Here is a 21,433-nt window from a genome sequence, read left to right as displayed (position 1 = left end):
CGAGATCAGATAAAGGAACAACCCTCACAGTGTGTACCGAAACTGCCGGCTGCGCATTCAGGCGAGCACAGCAAGCTCCGGTAATCCCGCCACCACCACGGCGAGGTTGTAACCTGTCATCCTCAGTTCACCGTTGTCTCCGGTTCTCGCGTACTCGGCATGACCGAAGGCCCGTTCGTGTTTCACGCCGTCCGGCGTAATCCCCTCCGCTGTGGACAACCGCTGGAACTCCGTTCGCGTCGGGTCTCCACCGAAACGTCCGAAGCCCGCGATGCTGTCTCCTTCGGCTTTCATGACGTAGACGTGCCGATCCGCGATCCCGAGATCCGCCTCCACTTTTGCCCGGACGCCAGGAGACCCGTAGAACACCACATCGTCGACCGACGCACTTGCACCCCGTTGCAGTGCAAGCGAAGTCGCAAGGGATCCGTAGGAATGGCCGAGTGCGGTGATGTGTACGTCCGGCTTCGCAGCTGCCGCTCGTAGGCCGTGAAAGAAGCTCCCCAGCGCATCGGCCGCGATACCCGCTTTGGCGGAACGGCTCACATCGAAGCTGGCCCGACCGAGGTCGAATTTTCCCGGGCCGATGACTTGAGGGGCGTCGTATCCGATCCAGGCGATGGTGGCCACGGTTTCCTCACGTCCGGCGCTGCGGAGCTGGCGCAGCGCCTCGTCGCGCAATCGTGTTGCCTCCCCGACCATTCCGCGCAACGAGTCCTTGACGTTGGTGTTGAGACCAGGGACGGTCACGGCGATATGATCTGCCGTATCCGGATCACCGATTGCTATTGCGGCAAACCCGCGCTCACCGGAGCGCATATCCATCAGGATCAACTTGCGGTCGGGTTGTTCATGAAGGAGCTCGTCCAGCGAATTCAGATCTTCGAGTTTTCGCTGCGCGTACCAGAGTCCCGCACCGGTATTGCTCAATCGTCCGCCGAAGTACTCGCGATGGATTTCTTGCGAGATGCGCACCGAATCATCCTGTAGCCGTGCTCGTTCAGCCTGTACGCGTCGCAGATTCACCGGACTGCGCACACTTGTCGGGATACCGTCGAGATTCGCGATCAGATCCGGAGCACGCTGCACTATCTCTCGTCGGCGCGCCGGACTGAAACCACGCCACTCCTCGTTGACACGAAAAGCCTTGTCCCGCAGATCCGTACCCACCTGCGAGCGGACGGACAGCGCATGGTGCAGATCCGCGGATACCAGCAGAGCTTCCCCGATCAGCTCACGCGCGGCAGCCGAGAGCAGTTCGGCATGCACGTGAAGGGGATGCCCTTCAGCGATGGGAGCGACCGCTGACACCGAACCGTCTTCACGGATCTGCAGTTCGTCGGAGGCCGCCTCCCTGCGCAACACGTCCAGGCGTCGGCGCATGTCCCGGACGCGGTGCGCAACCAGCACGCCCTCGAGTCCTCCGGCAAGTTGTTCGAGTGGTTCGACGTCCCACGCGTCGATGTCGGTGAGGTCCACTCGGGTCAGGACGAACGAGCGGCGATTCGGGCCTGAACTTCGGGTCGGCGCAACGGCGGGACAGTTTGAGGAGGCTGTTTGCGCGGCGGCAGCGCGCTGAGCAAACGCGTCGTAGTTTCGGTGACCTCCCGAACTGCCTGTTCAAAGGCGTCACGGTTGGCATCGGACACCTTGGCAATTCCACTCACCTTACGTATGTATTGGCGAGAGGCTGCCTCGATCTCCTCCGCTGTTGCGGCTGGTTCGAGTCCACGGAGTTCGGTGATGTTTCGGCACATAGTTCGACGATAACCGCGCTCAGTCACCTCGTCACGGACCGATACACGAATGCATCCAAATGGCCACGCAAACCCAAGCATCACGGTAGTTTCAGTAAAATTCTCCCCAAGTGACTGGAAGTGGCCACATGGACTCAGCTCTCACATCGGTCGGTCTGCCGATTGCACTCGCGATCATCATGTTCGGACTCGGACTCTCACTGACCGTCGAGGACTTTGCCCGCGTCGCAAAAGCGCCCAAAGCAGTCTCGATCGCCCTCGTCTGCCAGTTGATACTGCTACCGGCCGTTGCGTTCGGGCTGGTTACCGCCTTCAATCTCGATCCCCTCCTTGCTGTCGGCATGATGCTCCTGGCCGCATCGCCGGGCGGCACCACAGCCAACTTGTTCAGTCACCTCTTTCGCGGCGACGTTGCGCTCAATGTGACACTCACAGCGGTAAATTCGGTGATCGCCGTGGTTACCCTGCCGTTGATCACCAACTTCGCCCTCGGCTATTTCGAACCTACTGACGCCGACGGCACCCTCGGCCTCCAGTTCACGAAGGTTGTGCAAGTTTTTGCCGTCGTCCTGATTCCTGTGGCAATCGGGATGTGGGTTCGCCTGCGCAGTAGCGCTTTTGCCCAGCGAATGGACAAGCCGGTGCGCATCGGATCGGCCGTCGTGCTGGCGCTGGTCATTGTCGGCACCGTCGTATCGGAGCGCGAGAACATTGCGGACTACCTGGTCGACATCGGAGTTGTCGCCGCATTGTTCTGTCTGCTGAGCCTGTCGATCGGATACGTCGTTCCCAAGGTCTTCGGCATCGAGGACCGTCAAGCCATCGCCAGTTCGATGGAAATCGGGATCCATAACAGCACTTTGGCGATCACCATCGCTGTCAGCTTGATGGACAACGTACGGTTGGCCGTTCCAGCTGCGGTCTACGGCGTCGTCATGTTCCCGTTGGCAGCGGCATTCGGTGCCGTCATCACGCGAAAATCTCGCAACATGGCCGAGATCGACTGAGATCAGCTCTTTTTCGCTAATCGTCTTGCGTACTGCCTAGATCCGTTCCGAGCGCCCCGGCAAGAGTGCGCAGACAGATCACGCGCAATTCTTCCTGCGGTATCGACGGTTGATCGAGCCAGTTCAGACACACTGCACGAACGAAGGCAATCCACCCACGCACCGCGACGGCGGCAATCTGCCTGCGCTCGTCGTCGAATCCGAGAGCGTCGAGGATTCGGATCTGCTGCTGTTCCAACTCGCGTTCGACTATCGCCCGGATACCGGCTTCGGCCGACAACGTCCCGACGTTGATTGCGCGCACTCCCTTACTGTGCGACTTCACGTACGCAAAGTAGGCATCGAGCCCAGCCGCGATCTGTTCCTGGATGGGCAACGTCGAATCCGGCGCCGTTACTTCGAGTAGATGCTGGGACTCTCGTTCGACTATCGCCGCAAAGAAGTCCCGTTTGGTCGGAAAGTAGTGGTACATCAGCCCGCGCGAGACGCCCGCTATCTCAGCGACTTCTTCGATCCAGACATCCTCGTACGACCGGTCGGCAAAGAGTTGCGCACCGATGTCGAGGAGTTGCGTGCGTCGCTGCTCGCGATCGAGACGCTTACGTGGGGTGACCATGGCGAACCCAGATTACTACTTGACACCGATTCAGTAAGGCGTACTTTGCGTACTAGACACCAATTCAGTAAGCGAACTCTTCTCGGGGGACAACGATGAGCGTCGACGCAACGCCGAACGCAGGCGCGCCTGCCATTCCGCATCCGGCCCACCGCCTCCCCGTCCTCGGCGACATTCTGGGCGTCAATGTCCGGACACCACTGCAGAACTCCGTCAGCATCGGCCGCGAACTCGGCCCGATCTTCGAACGCAACGTTCTCGGAAATCGCTTCGTCTTCGTATCCGGCGCAGACATGGTTGCCGACCTTTCCGATGAGTCCCGCTTTGCAAAACACCTGGCACCAGGCGTCAAAGCACTACGAGGAATTGGTGGTGACGGATTGTTCACCGCCTACAACAGCGAACCCAATTGGGCCAAGGCCCACAATCTCCTCGCTCCGGCGTTCAGCCAGACGGCCATGCGCTCGTACCACCGCACGATGCTCGACGTGGCCGGTGAACTGGTTGCACACTGGGACCGTCATGGCACCGACTCCCCCATCGACGTCTCGGCCGACATGACTAAATTGACCCTCGAGACAATCGGCCGAACGGGATTCAGTTACTCCTTCGACTCGTTCGAACGCGAAGAACAGCATCCGTTTGTCAAGGCCATGATCGGCACTCTGTCTCATTCGCAGCGGACCACGTTCATCAAGTCGACCGCAGTCGGGCGCTTTCTCGCGCGACGCTCGGACGCACGCGACGAGATTCGCAAGGCATACATGGCCGACGTTGTCGACGAGGTAATCCGCACTCGGCGCGAGAACCCCGGCGGCGCACACGAAGATCTTCTGGAACTGATGCTGCGCGCCGCGAAGGAGAACGATCCGAACCGGATCGACGAGCTGAACATCCGGCACCAGGTAGTCACATTCCTGGTTGCCGGACATGAAACAACTTCCGGCGCTTTGTCGTTCGCGCTCTACTATCTGTCACAGAATCCGGAGGTCTTGGCCAAGGCACAGGCAGAAGTTGATGCCGTCTGGGGCAGCGAAGAGCCGCCGTTCGAGAAGATAGCAAAACTCCGGTACGTCCGACGTGTCCTCGACGAATCGTTGCGGCTGTGGCCGACCGCCCCTGCCTACGCCCGCGCCGCCCGGCAGGACACCGCATTGATCGGCAAATACCCGATGAAGAAGGGCGACTGGATGCTTGTCCTCATCCCGTCGCTGCATCGAGATCCGGTGTGGGGCAACAATCCAGAAGCCTTCGATCCGGACAGATTCTTGCCGGCGAATGTCAAGGCCCGTCCCGCTCACACCTACAAGCCCTTCGGGACCGGCGAACGCGCTTGCATCGGACGGCAATTCGCCATCCACGAGGCAGTTCTCGTTCTGGGAACAATCCTGCAGAAGTACACCGTCGAACCCGATCCGGCCTATCGGCTGAAAGTTGTCGAGCGTCTGACCCTGATGCCGGAGGGGTTCACACTGTCGGTTCGACGACGCTGACCTCGACGTGCTGTGCGCCTTTGTCAACCGCGGGCGGTTAACAAAGGCGCACAGCAGATTTGTCAGAGACGCTCGATAATCGTCACGTTTGCGGTTCCGCCACCCTCGCAGATGGTCAGCAGGCCGTAGCGTCCGCCGGTGCGCTCGAGTTCGTTGAGAAGCGTTGCCATCAGCTTGGTGCCGGTAGCGCCGAGCGGGTGACCGAGAGCGATTGCGCCACCGTTGACGTTGACCTTGGCCGGATCCGCACCGATTTCCTTGATCCACGCGAGAACAACGGGAGCAAATGCCTCATTGATTTCGACGATGTCGATGTCCTCGATGGTCAGGCCCGTCTTCTCCAGCGCGTACTGTGTTGCCGGGATGGGTGCGCTGAGCATGAAGATGGGGTCGTCGCCGCGGGCGCTGAGGTGATGAATCCGGGCGCGGGGCTTGAGGCCGTGCTTCTTGACCGCTTCTTCCGACGCCAGGAGCAGTGCGCTCGCACCGTCCGAGATCTGGCTTGCGACAGCAGCTGTCATCCGGCCGTCTTCGACGAGGACGTTGAGCGAAGCCATCTTCTCGAGACTGGTCTCACGGGGGCCTTCGTCGACGGTCGCGTCGCCCATGGTGACGATCTCGTTGTCGAAACGGCCGGCGGCGATTGCAGCCTTGGCGCGCTCATGGCTCTGCAGAGCCCACTTCTCGAGCTCTTCGCGGCTGACGTCCCACTTTTCGGCGATCATTTCCGCGCCCTTGAACTGCGACACTTCCTGATCACCGTAACGCTCGGCCCAGCCGACGGAACCGGAAGTGGGAGTGTCGAATCCGTACTGCTGGCCGACGATCATGGCTGCCGAGATCGGAATCTGGCTCATGTTCTGCACGCCACCGGCGATGATCAGATCCGCGGTGCCGGACAGGATTGCCTGCGCACCGAAGTGCACTGCCTGCTGGCTGGAACCACACTGACGGTCCACTGTCACGCCGGGAACGTGCTGGGGGAATCCTGCTGCGAGCCAGGACATGCGGGCAATGTTGCCGGCCTGGCCACCGATGGCGTCGACGCAACCGAAGATGACGTCGTCGACCTCGCCGGCATCGATACCGGTGCGCTCGACAACGGCCTTGATGACGTGCGCGCCCAAGTCGATGGGGTGCACACCCGACAGTGCGCCGCCGCGCTTACCGATCGGGGTGCGGATGGCATCGACGATGTAAACCTCGGACATGATCTTTACTCCTAGTTCGATAGTGCAGCAGTAGTTTTGGGTGCGGCAGCTGCCGCAGACGGATCAGAGAGTCCGTCGAGAACAATTGCGAGGTACTGAGCTGCGACGGTGTGCGCGGTCAACGTGCCACCCGGCCGGTACCAGCGCACGGCAACCCAGACGGTGTCGCGCATGAAGCGGAAAACCAGTTCGATATTGAGGTCGGAACGGAAACTTCCGTCGGCGACCCCAGCCTCGAGCACACTCACCCACAGATCCCGGAACTCGGTGTTGCGTTCGACCAAGTACGAGAATCGCTCGTTCGCGACCAGGTGCTTTACCTCGTCCTGGTAGATGGCGACGGCCGAATGCGACGCGTCGATCGCTTCGTACGAAGTGACGATCAGCGCTTCGAGCGTTGCCCGGCTGCCAAGACCTGCAGCCACGATCTCGCGGTATTTGCCGAACAGGTCGTCGAGGAACTGGTGAAGGATCTCGTCGACCATCGACTCCTTGGAATCGAAATGGTGGTAGAGACTGCCGGACAGTATCCCGGCCGCATCGGCGATGTCGCGAACCGTCGTCGCCCGTACTCCGCGGTCGGCAAACAGGCCGGCTGCGATCGCGAGAAGTTCGTCGCGGCGACCGGATTTTCCTGCAGTGTCGTCGGAATTTCGGGATGGCGTCATGATTTCAATCCTATCCAGGGCTTCACTGTGCGCCTTTGTTAACCGCCCGCGGTTAACAAAGGCGCACAGTAGGCCTACGCCCTCTGCGAAGAAACAGAAACAATCTCGCCGGTCATGTACGTCGTGTAGTCGCTCGCCAGCATCGCGATGACCGAAGCGATTTCCCACACCTCGGCTGCGCGGCCGTAGGCCTCACCGGACGCCAGCTGGTCGAGCAGTTCTTCGCTGGTGACCTTTGCCAGGAAGGCATGGCGGGCGATGGACGGGGAGACGGCGTTGATGCGGACGCCGTACTCGGCGGCCTCGATCGCGCTGCAGCGCGTCAGTGCCATCACGCCGGCCTTGGCCGCTGCGTAGTGCGCCTGCGAGTGCTGTGCGCGCCAGCCGAGGACCGACGCGTTGTTGACGAGAACGCCGCCGTGTTCGACGCTCTTGAAGTACCGCAGTGCTGCGCGCGTCGCGCGGAAGGTGCTGTTGAGGGTGATGTCGATGACGCGATCCCACTGATCGTCCGTCATGTCGACGACGGGAGTTTCGCCGCCGAGGCCCGCGTTGTTGACCACGATGTCGATGCGGCCCAGCTTCTCGGCGCCGCCGTCGAAGAGTGCGTCGACCTGCGCCGTGCTGGAGACGTCGCAGATGATCGATTCGACCTGCTGGCCGGGGAATTCGGCCTTCAGCTTCTCGACGGTCTCGCCGAGACGACGCTCGTGGAAGTCGGAGACGAGGACGTCGCCGCCTTCCATCAGGACACGACGCGCGGTCGAGAAACCGATGCCCGTACCGGCGGCTGCAGTGACGATGGCCTTCTTGCCCTTCAGTAATCCGTGGCCCGGAGTTTCCTCCGGTGCGACGGACAAGGGCGAAACCACTGTGGAGTCAGACATTTAACGAGCCTCTCGGGGAAGACCGAGCACGCGCTCGGAAATGATGTTGCGCTGAATTTCGTTGGAGCCGCCGTAGATCGTGTCGGCGCGAGTGAAGAGGAACAGTCGCTGCCACTCGTCCAGTTCGAGGTGCTCGGGATCGGTGATGTCCGAGGGCTGGCCTTCGGAATTCTCCCAAGGTGCAACCAGCGACGACGCACCTTGCACGTCCATCGCGAGCTGGCCGAGGTCACGGTGCCAGTTGGCCCACAACAGTTTTGCGACGGATGCTTCGCCGCCACCTGTTCCGGCGTCGACCGCGTCGAGGGTACGCATGGCGTGGGCACGCATGACGCGTAGGCCCACCCAGGCCCGCGCGATCTTCTCGCGGATGTGCGGATCCTGGTCGCTGCCGTTGGCCTTCGCCAGGTTGACGACGCCTTGCAGTTCGCGGGCGAACCCGATCTGCTGACCGAGTGTGGACACACCACGCTCGAAGGTGAGCAGGCCCATGGCGATCTTCCAGCCTTCACCCGGTTCGCCGACCACGAGGTCCGCGTCGGTGACAGCGTCGTCGAAGAAGACCTCGTTGAATTCGGAGGTGCCGGTGAGCTGCTGGATGGGACGCACGGTCACACCGGGCTGGTCCAGGGGTACCAGGAGGAAGCTCAGGCCCTGGTGACGCTTGGATCCGACCTCGGTGCGGCACACGACAAAGCACCACTGTGCGACGTGCGCGAGCGACGTCCACACTTTCTGGCCGTTGATGATCCACTTGCCGTCTTCGAGACGGGCCGTCGTCGAGACGTTTGCCAGGTCGGAGCCGGCACCGGGCTCGGAGTATCCCTGCGCCCACAGTTCACTGACCGTGTTGATGCCCGGCAGGAAGCGACGCTTCTGCTCGTCCGTTCCGTAGGCGATCAGGGTCGGACCGAGAAGTTCTTCGCCGATGTGGCTGACGCGTGCGGGGGCACCCGACTTCGCGTATTCCTGATGAAAGACAACTTGCTGGGAGATGGTGGCTCCGCGGCCACCGAACTCCTTGGGCCATCCCAGGCAGGTCCAGCCGGAGGCTGCGAGATGCTTGTCCCATTCGAGGCGTTGCTCGAAGAACTCATGCTCGCTGCCCGGTCCGCCCTTACCCTTGAGCTGGGCAAACTTGCCGGTCAGGTTCTCTGCCAGCCACTGCGAAACTTCTGCCGCAAACTCGTCGTCCGTCATCTGCCCGTCCGGGCTCTCGCTCTGGTCCACATATGTAAGATAACCTACCAAGCACTTGCTAGGTAGCGTGTCAGGTAGGAGTCCAGTGACCGATCAACCGAGAACCATCCCATCAGCCCTCATCCGGGCCGCCGAGGAGTTCGGTGAGCTCGCGGCAATTGCCGATGGCGACACCCGACTGACCTTTGCACAGTTGCACCAGCGTGTACGCGATTTTGCGGGCGCACTGATCGCGCGTGGAGTGAAGGCAGGCGACCGTGTTGTCATCTGGGCACCCAACACCCACCACTGGGTGATCGCACTCCTCGGCGCGCAGTACGCCGGAGCAGCGATCATCCCGATCAACACCAGATATACGGGCACCGAGGCACTCGACATCGTCGAGCGCGTCGACGCGGCCGCTCTGGTAATCGTCGGCAAGTTCCTCAAGGCCGATCGATACCAGCAGCTACTCGACGCAAATCCCGACCTGTCGATTCCGACCGTGATCCGCGTGCCTGCAGACGGCGACGACGCACGCGAGGGCGTCATCGAGTTCGAGGACTTCCTCGCCCTCGCGACCGACGCCACCCGCGCCGAAGCCGACGCCAGGGCAGAAGCAGTGACGCCCGACGATGTCAGCGACATCCTCTTCACCTCGGGCACGACGGGACGCAGCAAGGGCGCGATCAGCGCCCACCGTCAGTCGATCGGCGTCGCCCAGTCCTGGGGAGATAATGCCGAGGTCACTGCGGATGACAACTTCCTGATCATCAGCCCCTTCTTCCACACCTTCGGGTACAAGGCCGGAATCCTGGTCTGCCTTCTGAACGGTGCGACCATCGTGCCGGTGTCCGTCTTCAACATCGACGAGACCCTGTCGCTGATCAACCGTGAGAAGATCAGCATCCTTCCTGGCGCTCCGACGATCTACCAGACGATCCTCGATCATCCCCGCCGCGGTGAGTACGACCTGTCGTCGCTGCGCATCGCCATCACGGGCGCCGCTCCGGTCCCCGTCGCGTTGGTCGAGCGTATGCAAAGCGAACTGTTCGACGCGGTTCTCACCGCCTACGGCCTGACCGAGGCCGTGGTGGCCACCATGTGCCGCACCGACGACGACCCGGTCACGGTGTCCACGAGTTCGGGCCGCGCGACAGCTGATTTCGAGGTCAAGATCGGCGATCAGGGCGAGATCCTGCTACGCGGACCGAATGTCATGCTCGGATACCTCGACGATCCCGAGTCCACCGCCAAGGCCATCGACGCCGACGGTTGGCTGCACACCGGTGACGTCGGAACCCTCGACGAGCGTGGATATCTCGACATCACCGACCGCCTCAAGGACATGTACGTCAGCGGCGGATTCAACGTCTACCCCGCCGAGATCGAAGGAATGCTGGCTCGTCTGCCCGGCGTCCACGAAGCGGCTGTAATCGGCATTCCCGATCACCGGATGGGCGAGGTCGGCCGCGTCTACATCGCTCAGCTCGACGGTGCCGGACTGACCGAAGAATCCGTCATCGCTTTCCTCAAGGCAAAGATCGCCGGATTCAAGGTGCCGCGCGAAGTTCACTTCGTCGATCACCTCCCCCGCAACCCTTCGGGCAAGATTCTCAAAACTGTTCTGCGTGAGGAAAAGTCATGACCGTTCCTTTCGAAGCCGATGTCGTGACCTACGAGGTCCGTGGCACCGTGGCCGTCGTTACGCTCAACCGTCCCGATTACCGCAATGCTCAGAACTCGGTGGTGACGTACGCACTCGACGCTGCTTTCCAGCGCGCCGTCGACGACGACGACGTCAAAGTCATTGTCCTGGCGGGCAACGGACCTCATTTCAGTGCTGGACACGACTTGGGAACACCGGGCCGCGACCATCACGTCGAGTACGAGAACAAAGCCGCCATGTGGTGGGATCACGTCGACAAGCCCGGTGGTGACCAACGTTTCGCTCGCGAGATGGAGGTGTACCTGGGAATGTGCCGCCGTTGGCGGGAGATCCCCAAGCCCACCATCGCCATGGTGCAGGGTGCCTGCATCGCCGGCGGTCTCATGCTTGCGTGGGTCTGCGACATGATCGTCGCCGCCGACGACGCGTTCTTCTCCGATCCCGTTGTCCGCATGGGCATCCCCGGCGTGGAGTACTTTGCGCATCCGTGGATGGTGGGCTCGAGATTCGCCAAGGAAATGCTCTTCACCGGCGACCGGTTCACCGCGCAGCGTGCCTACGAAATCGGCATGGTCAATCGTGTTGTTTCCCGCGACGATCTCGAGAAGGAGACGTTTGCACTTGCCGAACGTATCTCCGAGATGCCGCGCTTCGGACTGGCACTTACCAAGAAGGCCGTCAACCAGTGTGAGGATCAGATGGGGATGCGCAACGGCATCGATTCCGTCTTCGGTCTGCATCACTTCGCTCACGCTCACAACGCCGAGGTAGGCAAGGACTCGCTTGGTGGTCTCGACGCCAAAGCTATGGCTGCCAGTGCTCGCACACCGCAGGAAGGAACAAACTAGTGGATCTCGTATTCGACGACGCCACAACCGCATTCCGTGACGAGGTCCGCTCGTTCCTGGAGGCGAATGTGCCCGCCACTCCCCTGAAGTCGATGGACACCGCCGAGGGCTTCGAAGAACATCGCCAGTGGGAGCACACTCTCGCCGACGCCGGCTACGCCGTTGTCTCGTGGCCCAAGGAACTCGGCGGACGCGACGCGTCGCTGCTCGAGTGGGTCATCTTCGAGGAGGAGTACTACCGCTCGGGCGCACCCGGACGCGTCAGCCAGAACGGCATCTTCCTGCTCGCTCCCACGCTTTTCGAGCACGCCAATCCCGAGCAGTTGGCACGCATCATGCCGCGCATGGCCCGCGCCGACGACATCTGGGCACAGGCCTGGTCAGAGCCCGAGTCCGGTTCCGACCTCGCCAGCCTGCGTTCGAGCGCCAAGAAGGTCGACGGCGGCTGGCTGCTCAACGGCCAGAAGACGTGGAGCTCACGGGCCAGCTACGCCGACTGGGGCTTCGGCCTGTTCCGCTCCGATCCGGATGCGCAGCGCCACAAGGGCATTACCTACTTCATGTTCGACCTCCGATCGAAGGGCGTTACCGTGCGTCCGATCGATCAGCTCGACGGTGAGCCCGGCTTCGCCGAGATCTTCCTCGAGGACGTCTTTGTTCCCGACGACCCGGCCAACCCGGGTGAATCCGGCGTGATCGGCAGCGTCAACGAAGGCTGGCGGGTCGCGATGAGCACCGCCAGCAACGAGCGTGGCCTGTCCCTTCGTAGTCCCGGCCGTTTCCTCGCCACCGTCGACCGCCTCCTCGAGCTGTACAAGGCCAGCGGACACACGGACGACAGCGCACTGCGCAACCAGGTCGCCGACGCCTGGATCGGCGCTCGCGCCTACCAGCTCAACACGTTCGGCACCGTCACCCGTCTCGCCGATGGCGGCCAACTCGGTGCCGAGTCCTCGATCAACAAGGTCTTCTGGTCCGAGTGGGACATCGCTACCCACGAGACCGCCCTCGAACTGCAAGGCCCCGAAGCCGAACTGGCCGACAACTGGATGGACGGATACCTGTTCTCCCTGTCCGGCCCGATCTACGCAGGCACCAACGAGATTCAGAAAAATGTCATCGCTGAGCGTCTGCTCGGCCTACCTAAGGCGGACCGATGAGATTCGCGCTCGACTCCTCCCACCAGGACTTCGCTGCGAGCATCGATGCGTTGCTCACCAAGTCCGACATGCCCGCCGTCATCCGCTCCTGGAACGACGGTGACACCGCTCCAGGCAAGAAGCTGTGGCAACGGCTCGCCGAGACCGGTGTCAACGGACTTGTCATCGCCGAAGAGCACGACGGCCTGGGCGCCGACGCCGTCGATCTGGTTGTTGCCCTCGAGCAGCTCGGCCGCCATGCGGTTCCTGGCCCGGTCGCCGAGACCATCGCGGTAGCACCGACACTGCTGGCTTCCGTTGCACCGGAACGCCTCTCCGCTCTCGCCGAGGGTTCACTGGCAACCGTCGCCGCTCCCCCGCACACGCCGTTTGCGGTTGACGCCAACTCGGTTGACCTGGTTCTGCTTGCACAGGACGGCGCAGTCAGCCTCGGCCTTCCCGGCGAAGCCAAGGCATCGGTGGATCTCTCGCGCAAGCTCTTCGAGGTTTCCGCCGGCGAGTCGCTCGGCTCCGCCGGCTTCTCGGCAGCCTTCGACATGGGTGCCCTCGCCACCGCTGCTCAGCTTCAGGGCCTCGGCCAGACATTGCTCGAGGTCACGACCGAATACGCGAAGCAGCGCAAGCAGTTCGGCAAGGTCATCGGACAGTTCCAGGCCATGAAGCATCACCTCGCCGAGGTTGCGGTTGCCCTCGAGATGGCTCGCCCGCTCCTGCACGGTGCCGCGCTGTCGGTGCGCGATCAGTCCGCAGACGCTTCGCGTGACATCTCCGCAGCCAAGGTTGCCTGCGGTGACGCCGCGTACAAGGCCGCACGCGTCGGACTCCAGGTTCACGGCGCCATCGGATACACGATGGAACACGATCTCTCGCTGTGGCTCACCAAGGTACGAGCACTGCTCACCGCGTGGGGCACTCCGGCAATGCACCGCTCCCGCGTCGTCGATTCACTGGTCTCGGCGTCATGAGCATCGACACCGAGGACCAGGCAGCACTACGCGCGTCGGTACGCGACCTCCTGAGCAAGCATTCCGACTCCGCTGCCGTCCGCGCCGCCATCACCACGGACAACGGCTACGACGCCGCACTGTGGAGCAAGCTGTGTGAGCAGATCGGCGTCGCTGCACTGGCGATTCCCGAAGAATTCGACGGCGTCGGCGCGAGCCTGGCCGAAGTTCATGTGGTCCAGGAAGAACTGGGACGCACGTTGACACCGTCGCCGATGCTGGGTTCCGCGATTCTCGCTGCACAGGCTCTGTTGCTCTCGGGTGATACCGACGCCTGCTCACGTCTGCTCCCCGGCGTCGCGGCCGGCGAAAGCACTCTTGCACTGTGCTGGGCGGGCACGGGCGGTTGGAACACCTTTGGCGTCGAGGCAACCGAGGATGCATTGAACGGCACCGCTGCCTACGTCCTCGACGGACACGTCGCCGACACGTTGCTCGTGCTGACGGCCGACGGTTTCTACGAAGTCGATCCCCAAGCCGAGGGTGTATCCCGCCGACGCGTCCCCACCATGGACCCGACGCGCACGCTTTCGGAGGTCACGTTCTCCGGTGTTCGCGGGCGCCCTCTCGCATGGTCTGCGGACTTGGTCGATCGCATCCGAACGGTTGCGCTGATCGCACTGTCCGCCGAGCAGGTGGGTGCAGCCGCGGCCATCGTCGAACAGACCGTGGAATACACCAAGTCCCGCAAGCAGTTCGGTCGCGCAATCGGGTCCTTCCAGGCCCTCAAGCACCGGATGGCCGACATGTACACGTTGGTCGAGACCGCGCGGTCGATGACCTACGCCGCCGTAGCGACGCAGTCCGCCGGTGACGCAGCTGTCGCCAAGGTGTACTGCTCGGAGGCCTTCCAGCAGATCACGTCCGAAGCAGTTCAGTTGCACGGCGGAATCGCCATCACCTGGGAGCACGACGCTCAGCTGTACTTCAAGCGTGCGCACAGTAGCGCACAGTTGTTCGGTCAGCCGAGTGCCTACCTGCCTGAGTTGGCAACTGCCGCAGGGCTGTAACAAACCGCAGTCGAAGCCCCCTCAGTCTGGAAACGGACTGAGGGGGCTTCCGCGTGTTCAGCACAATCGAGTTACAAATGTGCATCTTTCACCCGAACGCTCGCCTAAAACCTCGCAGTGGGAATACGGTCGAAATTGCTTTGGCGTCAAACTCACTCCACCCGTAGCTCATGGCGGTTGGAGAATGCATGGTCGGTGAGCAGGATTCCTCCTTTCATCTCGCGGTGACCCGACCAGCGCCGCGCTACGTACAGCTTTGTGCTGTACGCAATTCCGGCCTAGCTGTCACATGTTCGCTCAATGGGAGAACCCCTGGTTTCGGGCTTTTTTCCCCGGAGAATCGGAAGTAGCAGCATCGTTTCTTCCACAGACCGGAGAGTTTTCATGAACCGATTCGACAACAAGCGCGTCCTCATCAGCGGTGCCGGGTCCGGCATCGGGCAAGCCACTGTGGCTCGAATCCTGGACGAGGGCGGAACCGTCGTTGCCGCGGATATTTCCGAAGCAGGGCTGGAACTCACCCAAGCCGCGGCAGCTGCCGCAGGTCACGTTGACCGCCTCACCGTCGTCACCGTCGACATCTCGAAAGAGGACTCCGTTCGGCAACAGATCGGTTCTGCGATTGCAACGCTCGGTGGTCTGGACGTCCTGGTCAATGCCGCCGGGATTCTGCGCTCCGAACGCACCCTCGATATGACACTCGACTTCTGGAACACCGTCATCGGCGTCAACCTCACCGGCACGTTCCTCATGACGCGTGAAGCGCTTCCGGCTCTGCTGGACAGCGGCAACGGTGTTGTCGTCAACTTCAGTTCCACCTCCGCGACGTTTGCCCACCCGTACATGGCGGCCTATGCGGCGTCCAAGGGCGGAATCCAATCCTTCACGCATGCACTCGCTCTCGAATACAGCAAGCAAGGATTGCGGGCCGTTGCCGTCGCGCCGGGAAGCATCGCGTCGGGAATGACCTCCGACCCCGGATTCCCCGCCGACGTCGACTACACCCTGCTCGGCAAACTACTCCCGGCTATCGGTGACGGTTTTGCTCCGCCGTCCGCGGTGGCCGGCGTGATCGCGATGCTCGCATCCGACGACGGCTCCTTCGTGACCGGAACCGAAATCCGCATCGATGGTGGCACGCATATGTGATCGCCTACTGTGCGCGTTTGTTAACCGCCCGCGGTTGACAAACGCGCACAGCACAAGGCGGCATACTTGTCCACAGTCCCCTGGAACCGGTCCGGCGGTACGAACTTCGGTGGGAGCGCGCGATGAGTGAAGCGACAGATACTACGAATCTCGAACCTGTACTGATCAGTCCCGTCGTCAGTGGAATGATCCGGACGTGGTCCGAGGACGAAACCCGCCTGTGGAGTATCGACAATCCCGAAGGCCTTGCCGAGCTAACCGGTCGCGGACGTATCGCCCGTACCATGATGCCGGACAACAGATCTCGGGAGATCGCCTTCCTGGACGCGAAGTCAGGCACCCTGTCGGTGCAACCGCGCTTCGCTTCTTCCGACAACGCCGAAGTCGCTGGATCGTTCCAACTCGGCGATCCCATCCCCGTCGACGGAGATCCGTGGGAAGAACTCGAACTGGCACTCGCACACGTTGCTCTCGCCGCTGCCGGACGCAGTGAGTTCTGGCTGGTGGAACAGGGCGGTTGGGACGCTCCCGCCCAGCCCCATTGTCTGTTTGCCGTGATCAGCGAGGACGGCGCAGCCAATGCCGTCATGGAAGCAGCACCCGCGCCCACCGACACCGGCGTCTGGCCTGAAGTCCCCAGCGATCAACCGGGAGTTTCTGTCGCAGCGCCTGCGTCGCAGGAGACCATCGAAGCCGCAGGCATCTTCGCCACGACAGCCATCCAGACCTGGAACGTCCACCCTTGGGATGTTGCTCTGACCTTCGGAAGACTCGAGGACTTTGCCTGATCCGCACTCAATTGAGTTCTACGTCTCCCCTCGCCGCGACTATCGCGATTCGTCACAACACCTGGTATGACCACGACAGGACGACCTGCGATGGGCATACTGAGGGAACTGGGGTAACTCCCGGTCACAAATACCGTGAATCCGCGTCGGGGCGGAGATGCGGCCCTCACTCCACGCGAGCGACTGGACCGACCGGCCGCTCCGAAAGGCTCAACCATGGCAACCGATCAATTGCAGACCGTTGTACTGCACGGTGACCAGCTGAAATACGTCGATCAAGGCGACGGTCCCGTTGTCGTCTTGATTCATGGCCTTCTCGGCGCACATACCAATTGGGAACCGCAGATCGAGACGCTGTCGCGGCGCTACCGCGTCGTCGCACCCGATCTGTTCGGGCACGGCGCCTCCGACAAGCCCGCCGGCGACTACTCCCTCAGCGCCCATGCCGCGACGGTCCGCGACCTCCTGCAAGCACTCGACATCCCCTCCGCTACGTGGGTCGGTCACTCCCTCGGCGGCGGCGTCGCCATGCAAGCGATGTACTTGTTCCCCGACCGCGTCGAGCGCCTGTGTCTGGTAGCCAGCGGCGGCCTCGGCCCCGAAGTCAGCCCACTCCTGCGGGCTGCAACCTTGCCTGGCAGTGAACTGGTTCTACCTGTCCTCGCATCCAAGACGCTCACCGACGTCACTGACAAGGTCATCGAACTGTTCAACAAGGTCGGACTGTTCAAATTGGGTGCCAGCGCAAGTGAGGCACGCAAGAGCCTTGCGACGGTATCCGACGCCGCAACCCGGCAGGCTTTCCTTGCGACGGCCCGTTCGGTGATCAATTACCAAGGCCAAACAGTCGCAGCAACACCACATTTCGCAAGCTTCCAGGATCTGCAGGCACTCTTGGTTTGGGGCGCCGAAGACACCATCATCCCCAACGCGCACACCGAAAACGCCCGCGCCGAACTCCCCCGAGGTCGTGTCGAAATCTTCCCCCGCGCCGGACACTTCCCGCACCTGGACTACCCGGACCGCTTCGACCGGGTATTCGCGGAATTCATGACGGACTGCGGTGTCGGCATAGGCACCGGCCCCAAGGCCGTCAGTAGCTGAACTAGCGACCCGAGACCAGCTCTTCGAGGTAGCTTGCCACTCCGTCCTCGTCGTTCGTGGGCAGAATTCGGTCGGCGAGCTCGATGACCTCAGCTCGGGCGTTGGCCGGCGCCAATGCTGTTCCGGCCCAGGTCAGCATGGCAACGTCATTGAACGCGTCACCCGCTGCCGCAACTTCCGACGCGTCGATGCCATCGATCGCGCACAACTGCGCGAGGGCGCTTGCCTTCGAGACGCCCGCTGCAGCCATCTCCATGTACGGGGCCCCCGAGTGGGTTAACTCCACACCTTCGATGCCAGCAGCGACCGCGGTTCGGTACAGGTCTGCGCTGGGAACTTCCGCGTGCCGGGCGACAATCTTCACCATCGGTTCCACATCGAGAGGCAAGGCGTCGGCCAGCACCATCTCGTGCAAGTGCCGGTGATGGTCCGCAAACTCGCACAGCGCAGCGTATTCGGGCTCGGCAAAGAACTGCGTGGGTCCGACGTTCGCGAACACAACGCCCGGAACCAGGGCGCGAACTTGCTCCATAGCCGTTGCCGCCAAGGATGTTTCGATCGAGACTGTGTCGACGATCCGCGGAGTCCCGTCGGCGAGGTCGAGTATGACAGCACCATTGGCACACACAGCCTTGCCGCGAAATCCGCACGAACTCGCCAACGTGTGTACCGAATGTCGAGCGCGGGCCGTCGCCCACACAACTTCGATCCCCGCCAGCCGCGCGTTCTCCATAGCTTGCGCGGTGCGCACCGAAATCGTTCGATCGGAGCGCAGCAGTGTGCCATCGAGGTCGGTTGCGAACATTCGAATGCGGGTCACCACACAATGATGGCAGTCCGTTCGCGGCCCTCACCAACTACATGACCCGAACCGTTGCTCTGTCAATTACCTGACTGGCCACCCAGAAGGTGGCGGCGCATCTCACCGAACACCACACCGAGACGCTCGACGTCTCGCGGGCTCAGCAGATCGAACATGTTCTTTCGCACTGCGGCGACGTGGGCCGGGCTTGCCGACGCCAATTTCTCGGCGCCCTGGTCGGTCAGCTCCGCATTGGCGCCACGCTTGTCGTCGACGCACTCGACCCGGCGAACCCAACCAACACTGACCAGCCGATTGACCGCCCTGGTCACGCCACTACGGGTTGCCATCACGGCGTCGGCGAGTTCACTCATGCGCAGTTGTCGGCCGGGCGCCTCAGCGAGAGCGACCAGCAGTTCGAAATCCGTGAAGGAAATATCGGAGTCGTGCACCAACTGTTGATCGAGGACGCGCTGAAGCAGGCGGGTCGAGTCCAGGTAAGCCCGCCAAGCCGTTTGCTCCGAGTCGGTCAACCATTGTGTCGATTCCATGACATCAGCATATCCGAAGTAGTTGACAACGAAATCAAATGAGCTATTCTTCATCTAGTTGATCAGTCAACTACTTGTTCGGAACGAAGTTTCAACCGAAAGGCGGGCGCCATGAGCGACGACAACACAGTGCAAGTCGATAATGCAGTGCAGTTCGAGGATCGCCGTGCCGAAATCAGGGATCGGCATCTGATCCCCGCCGACAAACGACCGGCGTCGATGGCGCGCGGCCTGCACCACACCGCCCTGATCAGCAGTGACGTCGAGCGGACCGTGACGTTCTACCAGGACATCCTCGGCTTCCCCCTGACCGAATTGATCGAGAACCGTGACTACCCCGGGTCTTCGCACTTCTTCTTCGACATCGGCAACGGCAATCTCCTGGCCTTCTTCGACTTCCCCGGTCTCGATGTCGGCCCGTACCAAGAAGTTCTCGGCGGCCTCCACCACATCGCGATCAGCGTCGAACCAGCCAAGTGGGCGACGTTGCGCACCAAGCTGACCGAAGCCGGCATCGATCTGATCGAGCACAGCGAGGTTTCGTTGTACTTCCGCGATCCCGACGGCGCTCGACTCGAGTTGATCGCCGACCCGCTCGGCGAGATGTACGGCAATCACGTCCTCTGAAAACTTGCTCTCCCCCACACCGTTCGGAAGGCACCCCATGACCTCCACCTTGTCGCAACCGACCTTCGACATCCGCCGATCGGGTGATCGTTTCAAGTCCAATGCCGGCTGGCTGGACTCGAAGCACTCGTTCTCGTTCAGCAATCACTACGACCCGAAGAACACTCACCACGGTCTCCTCCTGGTCAACAACGACGACATCGTCACGCCCGGAATGGGATTCGACACCCACCCGCACCAGGACATGGAGATCGTCACCTGGGTACTGAGAGGGTCTCTCGTACATCAGGATTCGATGGGTCATTCAGGCGTCATCTACCCCGGACTCGCCCAGCGGATGAGCGCGGGAACCGGCATCCTGCACTCCGAGAAGAACGACTCGTGGCGACTCGGTGACGTGGCCGGAGCGCATTCCGACAAGCACAGCGACCCGGTTCACTTCATCCAGATGTGGGTCGTCCCCGACGAAGCCGGAATCACGCCCGGTTACGAGCAGTTGGAGATCGATGCCGAACTACTCGCCGGTGGACTGGTTCCCGTCGCCTCGGGCATGGATGCGTACGCCGATCACTCGGCGATCCGGATCAAGAACAAGTACGCCGCGATGCACGTCGCTCGTCTTCAACCCGGAGCGCCGGTAACACTGCCGGATGCCCCGTTCCTCCACGTCTTCGTCGCCGACGGTCAAGCCGCCATGGAAGGCGTCGGGGTGCTCGAAGAAGGTGACGCCGTGCGCGTATCCGGCGGCGGAGGCCAGCAGGTCAGCTCCGACACCGGTGCCGAGGTCATCGTCTGGGAAATGCATGCCACGGTATCTCAGGGATGACGGTGAAGCCGTTCTCGTACACCGCTTCACCTGCTCGAATCGTCTTCGGCCAAGGGACGATCGACACGATCGCCGACGAAGTGCGGCAACTCGGTCGTAGCCGAGTGATGGTGCTGGCAAGCCGTCGACTGGACGCGGTTGCCGCCGCCGTCACCGAATCTCTCGGCGACAGGGCGGCCGTCCGCTTCGACGGCGCCGTAATGCACACTCCGGTGGACATCACCGACACGGCGCTTGCTCTGGCCGAACTGCATCACGTCGATGCCGTCGTCGCGATCGGCGGCGGTTCGGCGACCGGGCTGTCCAAGGCCTTGGCACTGCGGGCGGGATTCGATCAGATCATCGTTCCGACGACGTACGCGGGATCAGAAGTCACTCCGGTTCTGGGTGAAACAGCCAACGGGCGCAAGGTAACTCGATCATCACCGCACATCAGACCCGAAACTGTCGTGTACGACGTCGATCTCACCCTCGATCTGCCACTGGAAACTACCGTCACCAGTGCCGTCAACGCGCTGGCGCACGCGGTTGAAGCGTTGTATTCGACCGACTCCAATCCGATCACCGACTCGATGGCCATCGAGGCTATCTCCGGGATCGCGCGCGCTTTGCCCACAGTTGCCGGCGATCCGAGAAATCTGGAAGGAAGGGCCGAGCTGCTGAAATCGGCTTGGTTGGCCGGAACCTGTTTGGGCACAGTCGGCATGGGGCTCCATCACAAGTTGTGTCACACCCTCGGGGGCAGCTTCGGTTTGCCGCATGCCCCCACCCACACCGTTGTCCTCCCCCACGCGATGGCATACAACGCACCCGCCGTCCCGGACGTCATGGCGCGAATAGCAACAGTGCTGGGTGTAGCCGATGCTGCCACCGGAGTTTTTGATCTCGTCGCTTCCTGCGGTGGACCGACATCTCTGCGAGAACTAGGAATGAGCCGCGATCAGATCGGCCCTGCCGTGAAACTCGCGACTTCCGCCGCGTACCCGAACCCGCGCGAGATCACCGCTGCCGGCCTGGGCGAACTCCTCGAGAACGCCTGGTCCGGTCGGCGACCGGAAGTCCGGTGAGAACGAATAC

The 21,433-nt window shown here is 62.1% G+C and carries 22 protein-coding genes; 13 read left to right on the top strand and 9 right to left on the bottom strand.

Features of this window, described 5'->3' with window-relative positions:
- Window positions 1–57: 57 nt before the first annotated feature.
- Together ACFRFQ_RS11445 and ACFRFQ_RS11440 are read right to left on the bottom strand one after the other, a co-directional pair.
- Window positions 58–1,479, bottom strand: a complete 1,422-nt coding sequence (locus ACFRFQ_RS11445; protein ID WP_378656986.1) for an alpha/beta hydrolase — start codon at window positions 1,477–1,479, stop codon at window positions 58–60.
- Between the two features lie 5 nt (window positions 1,480–1,484).
- On the bottom strand, window positions 1,485–1,757 hold the full coding sequence (locus tag ACFRFQ_RS11440; protein ID WP_033232393.1) for a DUF2277 domain-containing protein: 273 nt from the start codon (window positions 1,755–1,757) through the stop codon (window positions 1,485–1,487).
- 128 nt (window positions 1,758–1,885) lie between these two features.
- On the opposite strand from ACFRFQ_RS11440, the gene ACFRFQ_RS11435 reads away from it, so the two are divergent.
- Window positions 1,886–2,764, top strand: a complete 879-nt coding sequence (locus ACFRFQ_RS11435) for a bile acid:sodium symporter family protein (protein WP_378656984.1) — start codon at window positions 1,886–1,888, stop codon at window positions 2,762–2,764.
- A gap of 16 nt (window positions 2,765–2,780) precedes the next feature.
- Here ACFRFQ_RS11435 and ACFRFQ_RS11430 read toward each other — a convergent pair whose 3' ends face one another.
- Entirely contained in the window at window positions 2,781–3,380 is a 600-nt protein-coding gene (locus ACFRFQ_RS11430) for a TetR/AcrR family transcriptional regulator (protein WP_138871877.1), read from the bottom strand.
- 95 nt (window positions 3,381–3,475) lie between these two features.
- Between ACFRFQ_RS11430 and ACFRFQ_RS11425 the strand changes: the two genes are divergently transcribed.
- The gene (locus ACFRFQ_RS11425) at window positions 3,476–4,873 is read left to right on the top strand and encodes a cytochrome P450 (RefSeq protein ID WP_378656981.1); all 1,398 of its coding nucleotides are present in this window, start codon (window positions 3,476–3,478) and stop codon (window positions 4,871–4,873) included.
- 62 nt (window positions 4,874–4,935) lie between these two features.
- Here ACFRFQ_RS11425 and ACFRFQ_RS11420 read toward each other — a convergent pair whose 3' ends face one another.
- From ACFRFQ_RS11420 to ACFRFQ_RS11405, 4 genes are all read right to left on the bottom strand, one after another.
- Complete coding sequence (locus tag ACFRFQ_RS11420) at window positions 4,936–6,084, bottom strand: acetyl-CoA C-acetyltransferase (protein WP_138871874.1); 1,149 nt, start codon at window positions 6,082–6,084, stop codon at window positions 4,936–4,938.
- Window positions 6,085–6,095: 11 nt separating this feature from the next.
- Window positions 6,096–6,752 (bottom strand): TetR/AcrR family transcriptional regulator, encoded by a 657-nt coding sequence (locus ACFRFQ_RS11415; protein ID WP_378656978.1) that lies wholly within the window; start codon window positions 6,750–6,752, stop codon window positions 6,096–6,098.
- 74 nt (window positions 6,753–6,826) lie between these two features.
- Complete coding sequence (locus ACFRFQ_RS11410; RefSeq protein ID WP_138871872.1) at window positions 6,827–7,639, bottom strand: SDR family oxidoreductase; 813 nt, start codon at window positions 7,637–7,639, stop codon at window positions 6,827–6,829.
- On the bottom strand, window positions 7,640–8,869 hold the full coding sequence (locus ACFRFQ_RS11405; protein WP_138871871.1) for an acyl-CoA dehydrogenase family protein: 1,230 nt from the start codon (window positions 8,867–8,869) through the stop codon (window positions 7,640–7,642).
- A gap of 55 nt (window positions 8,870–8,924) precedes the next feature.
- On the opposite strand from ACFRFQ_RS11405, the gene ACFRFQ_RS11400 reads away from it, so the two are divergent.
- From ACFRFQ_RS11400 to ACFRFQ_RS11365, 8 genes are all read left to right on the top strand, one after another.
- Entirely contained in the window at window positions 8,925–10,466 is a 1,542-nt protein-coding gene (locus ACFRFQ_RS11400; RefSeq protein ID WP_378656974.1) for a FadD3 family acyl-CoA ligase, read from the top strand.
- Window positions 10,463–11,335, top strand: a complete 873-nt coding sequence (locus ACFRFQ_RS11395) for an enoyl-CoA hydratase (RefSeq protein ID WP_033232406.1) — start codon at window positions 10,463–10,465, stop codon at window positions 11,333–11,335. Before ACFRFQ_RS11400 ends, ACFRFQ_RS11395 begins: the two co-directional genes overlap by 4 nt.
- Entirely contained in the window at window positions 11,335–12,495 is a 1,161-nt protein-coding gene (locus ACFRFQ_RS11390) for an acyl-CoA dehydrogenase family protein (RefSeq protein ID WP_378656971.1), read from the top strand. The genes ACFRFQ_RS11395 and ACFRFQ_RS11390 overlap by 1 nt, the downstream gene beginning before the upstream one ends.
- The gene (locus ACFRFQ_RS11385) at window positions 12,492–13,460 is read left to right on the top strand and encodes an acyl-CoA dehydrogenase family protein (protein ID WP_378656968.1); all 969 of its coding nucleotides are present in this window, start codon (window positions 12,492–12,494) and stop codon (window positions 13,458–13,460) included. The genes ACFRFQ_RS11390 and ACFRFQ_RS11385 overlap by 4 nt, the downstream gene beginning before the upstream one ends.
- On the top strand, window positions 13,457–14,509 hold the full coding sequence (locus tag ACFRFQ_RS11380; protein WP_378656965.1) for an acyl-CoA dehydrogenase family protein: 1,053 nt from the start codon (window positions 13,457–13,459) through the stop codon (window positions 14,507–14,509). Before ACFRFQ_RS11385 ends, ACFRFQ_RS11380 begins: the two co-directional genes overlap by 4 nt.
- A 384-nt stretch (window positions 14,510–14,893) precedes the next feature.
- Window positions 14,894–15,658 (top strand): SDR family NAD(P)-dependent oxidoreductase, encoded by a 765-nt coding sequence (locus tag ACFRFQ_RS11375; RefSeq protein ID WP_378656963.1) that lies wholly within the window; start codon window positions 14,894–14,896, stop codon window positions 15,656–15,658.
- A 122-nt stretch (window positions 15,659–15,780) separates the two neighbouring features.
- Window positions 15,781–16,446, top strand: a complete 666-nt coding sequence (locus ACFRFQ_RS11370) for a hypothetical protein (protein WP_378656961.1) — start codon at window positions 15,781–15,783, stop codon at window positions 16,444–16,446.
- A gap of 216 nt (window positions 16,447–16,662) precedes the next feature.
- A complete protein-coding gene (locus ACFRFQ_RS11365) occupies window positions 16,663–17,550 on the top strand; it encodes an alpha/beta fold hydrolase (protein WP_378656959.1) in 888 nt (295 codons plus the stop codon).
- Between the two features lies 1 nt (window position 17,551).
- Here ACFRFQ_RS11365 and ACFRFQ_RS11360 read toward each other — a convergent pair whose 3' ends face one another.
- Window positions 17,552–18,370 (bottom strand): HAD family hydrolase, encoded by an 819-nt coding sequence (locus tag ACFRFQ_RS11360; RefSeq protein WP_378656957.1) that lies wholly within the window; start codon window positions 18,368–18,370, stop codon window positions 17,552–17,554.
- Between the two features lie 62 nt (window positions 18,371–18,432).
- A complete protein-coding gene (locus ACFRFQ_RS11355) occupies window positions 18,433–18,903 on the bottom strand; it encodes a MarR family winged helix-turn-helix transcriptional regulator (RefSeq protein ID WP_378656954.1) in 471 nt (156 codons plus the stop codon).
- Window positions 18,904–19,014: 111 nt separating this feature from the next.
- On the opposite strand from ACFRFQ_RS11355, the gene ACFRFQ_RS11350 reads away from it, so the two are divergent.
- From ACFRFQ_RS11350 to ACFRFQ_RS11340, 3 genes are read left to right on the top strand one after another with little or no spacing between them, the layout of a single operon-like run.
- Entirely contained in the window at window positions 19,015–19,530 is a 516-nt protein-coding gene (locus ACFRFQ_RS11350) for a VOC family protein (protein ID WP_378656951.1), read from the top strand.
- A gap of 37 nt (window positions 19,531–19,567) precedes the next feature.
- Window positions 19,568–20,356, top strand: a complete 789-nt coding sequence (locus ACFRFQ_RS11345; RefSeq protein WP_378656948.1) for a pirin family protein — start codon at window positions 19,568–19,570, stop codon at window positions 20,354–20,356.
- Window positions 20,357–20,358: 2 nt separating this feature from the next.
- The gene (locus ACFRFQ_RS11340) at window positions 20,359–21,423 is read left to right on the top strand and encodes a maleylacetate reductase (RefSeq protein ID WP_378657432.1); all 1,065 of its coding nucleotides are present in this window, start codon (window positions 20,359–20,361) and stop codon (window positions 21,421–21,423) included.
- Window positions 21,424–21,433 lie beyond the last annotated feature (10 nt).

It is taken from the genome of Rhodococcus sp. NPDC056743, assembly GCF_042790355.1.
In the GTDB taxonomy this organism is placed as follows: domain Bacteria; phylum Actinomycetota; class Actinomycetes; order Mycobacteriales; family Mycobacteriaceae; genus Rhodococcus_F.
The sequence above is the reverse complement of the archived record's forward strand: the minus strand, read 5'-3'. Positions and strand labels throughout refer to the sequence as shown.

Excerpts from the sequence above, each read along its gene's own strand:
- ACFRFQ_RS11440 (WP_033232393.1), bottom strand. The coding sequence starts at position 1,757 with ATGTGCCGAAACATCACCGAACTCCGTGGACTCGAACCAGCCGCAACA.
- ACFRFQ_RS11435 (WP_378656984.1), top strand. The coding sequence starts at position 1,886 with ATGGACTCAGCTCTCACATCGGTCGGTCTGCCGATTGCACTCGCGATC.
- ACFRFQ_RS11430 (WP_138871877.1), bottom strand. The coding sequence starts at position 3,380 with ATGGTCACCCCACGTAAGCGTCTCGATCGCGAGCAGCGACGCACGCAA.
- ACFRFQ_RS11425 (WP_378656981.1), top strand. The coding sequence starts at position 3,476 with ATGAGCGTCGACGCAACGCCGAACGCAGGCGCGCCTGCCATTCCGCAT.
- ACFRFQ_RS11420 (WP_138871874.1), bottom strand. The coding sequence starts at position 6,084 with ATGTCCGAGGTTTACATCGTCGATGCCATCCGCACCCCGATCGGTAAG.
- ACFRFQ_RS11415 (WP_378656978.1), bottom strand. The coding sequence starts at position 6,752 with ATGACGCCATCCCGAAATTCCGACGACACTGCAGGAAAATCCGGTCGC.
- ACFRFQ_RS11410 (WP_138871872.1), bottom strand. The coding sequence starts at position 7,639 with ATGTCTGACTCCACAGTGGTTTCGCCCTTGTCCGTCGCACCGGAGGAA.
- ACFRFQ_RS11395 (WP_033232406.1), top strand. The coding sequence starts at position 10,463 with ATGACCGTTCCTTTCGAAGCCGATGTCGTGACCTACGAGGTCCGTGGC.
- ACFRFQ_RS11385 (WP_378656968.1), top strand. The coding sequence starts at position 12,492 with ATGAGATTCGCGCTCGACTCCTCCCACCAGGACTTCGCTGCGAGCATC.
- ACFRFQ_RS11380 (WP_378656965.1), top strand. The coding sequence starts at position 13,457 with ATGAGCATCGACACCGAGGACCAGGCAGCACTACGCGCGTCGGTACGC.
- ACFRFQ_RS11375 (WP_378656963.1), top strand. The coding sequence starts at position 14,894 with ATGAACCGATTCGACAACAAGCGCGTCCTCATCAGCGGTGCCGGGTCC.
- ACFRFQ_RS11370 (WP_378656961.1), top strand. The coding sequence starts at position 15,781 with ATGAGTGAAGCGACAGATACTACGAATCTCGAACCTGTACTGATCAGT.
- ACFRFQ_RS11365 (WP_378656959.1), top strand. The coding sequence starts at position 16,663 with ATGGCAACCGATCAATTGCAGACCGTTGTACTGCACGGTGACCAGCTG.
- ACFRFQ_RS11355 (WP_378656954.1), bottom strand. The coding sequence starts at position 18,903 with ATGGAATCGACACAATGGTTGACCGACTCGGAGCAAACGGCTTGGCGG.
- ACFRFQ_RS11350 (WP_378656951.1), top strand. The coding sequence starts at position 19,015 with ATGAGCGACGACAACACAGTGCAAGTCGATAATGCAGTGCAGTTCGAG.
- ACFRFQ_RS11345 (WP_378656948.1), top strand. The coding sequence starts at position 19,568 with ATGACCTCCACCTTGTCGCAACCGACCTTCGACATCCGCCGATCGGGT.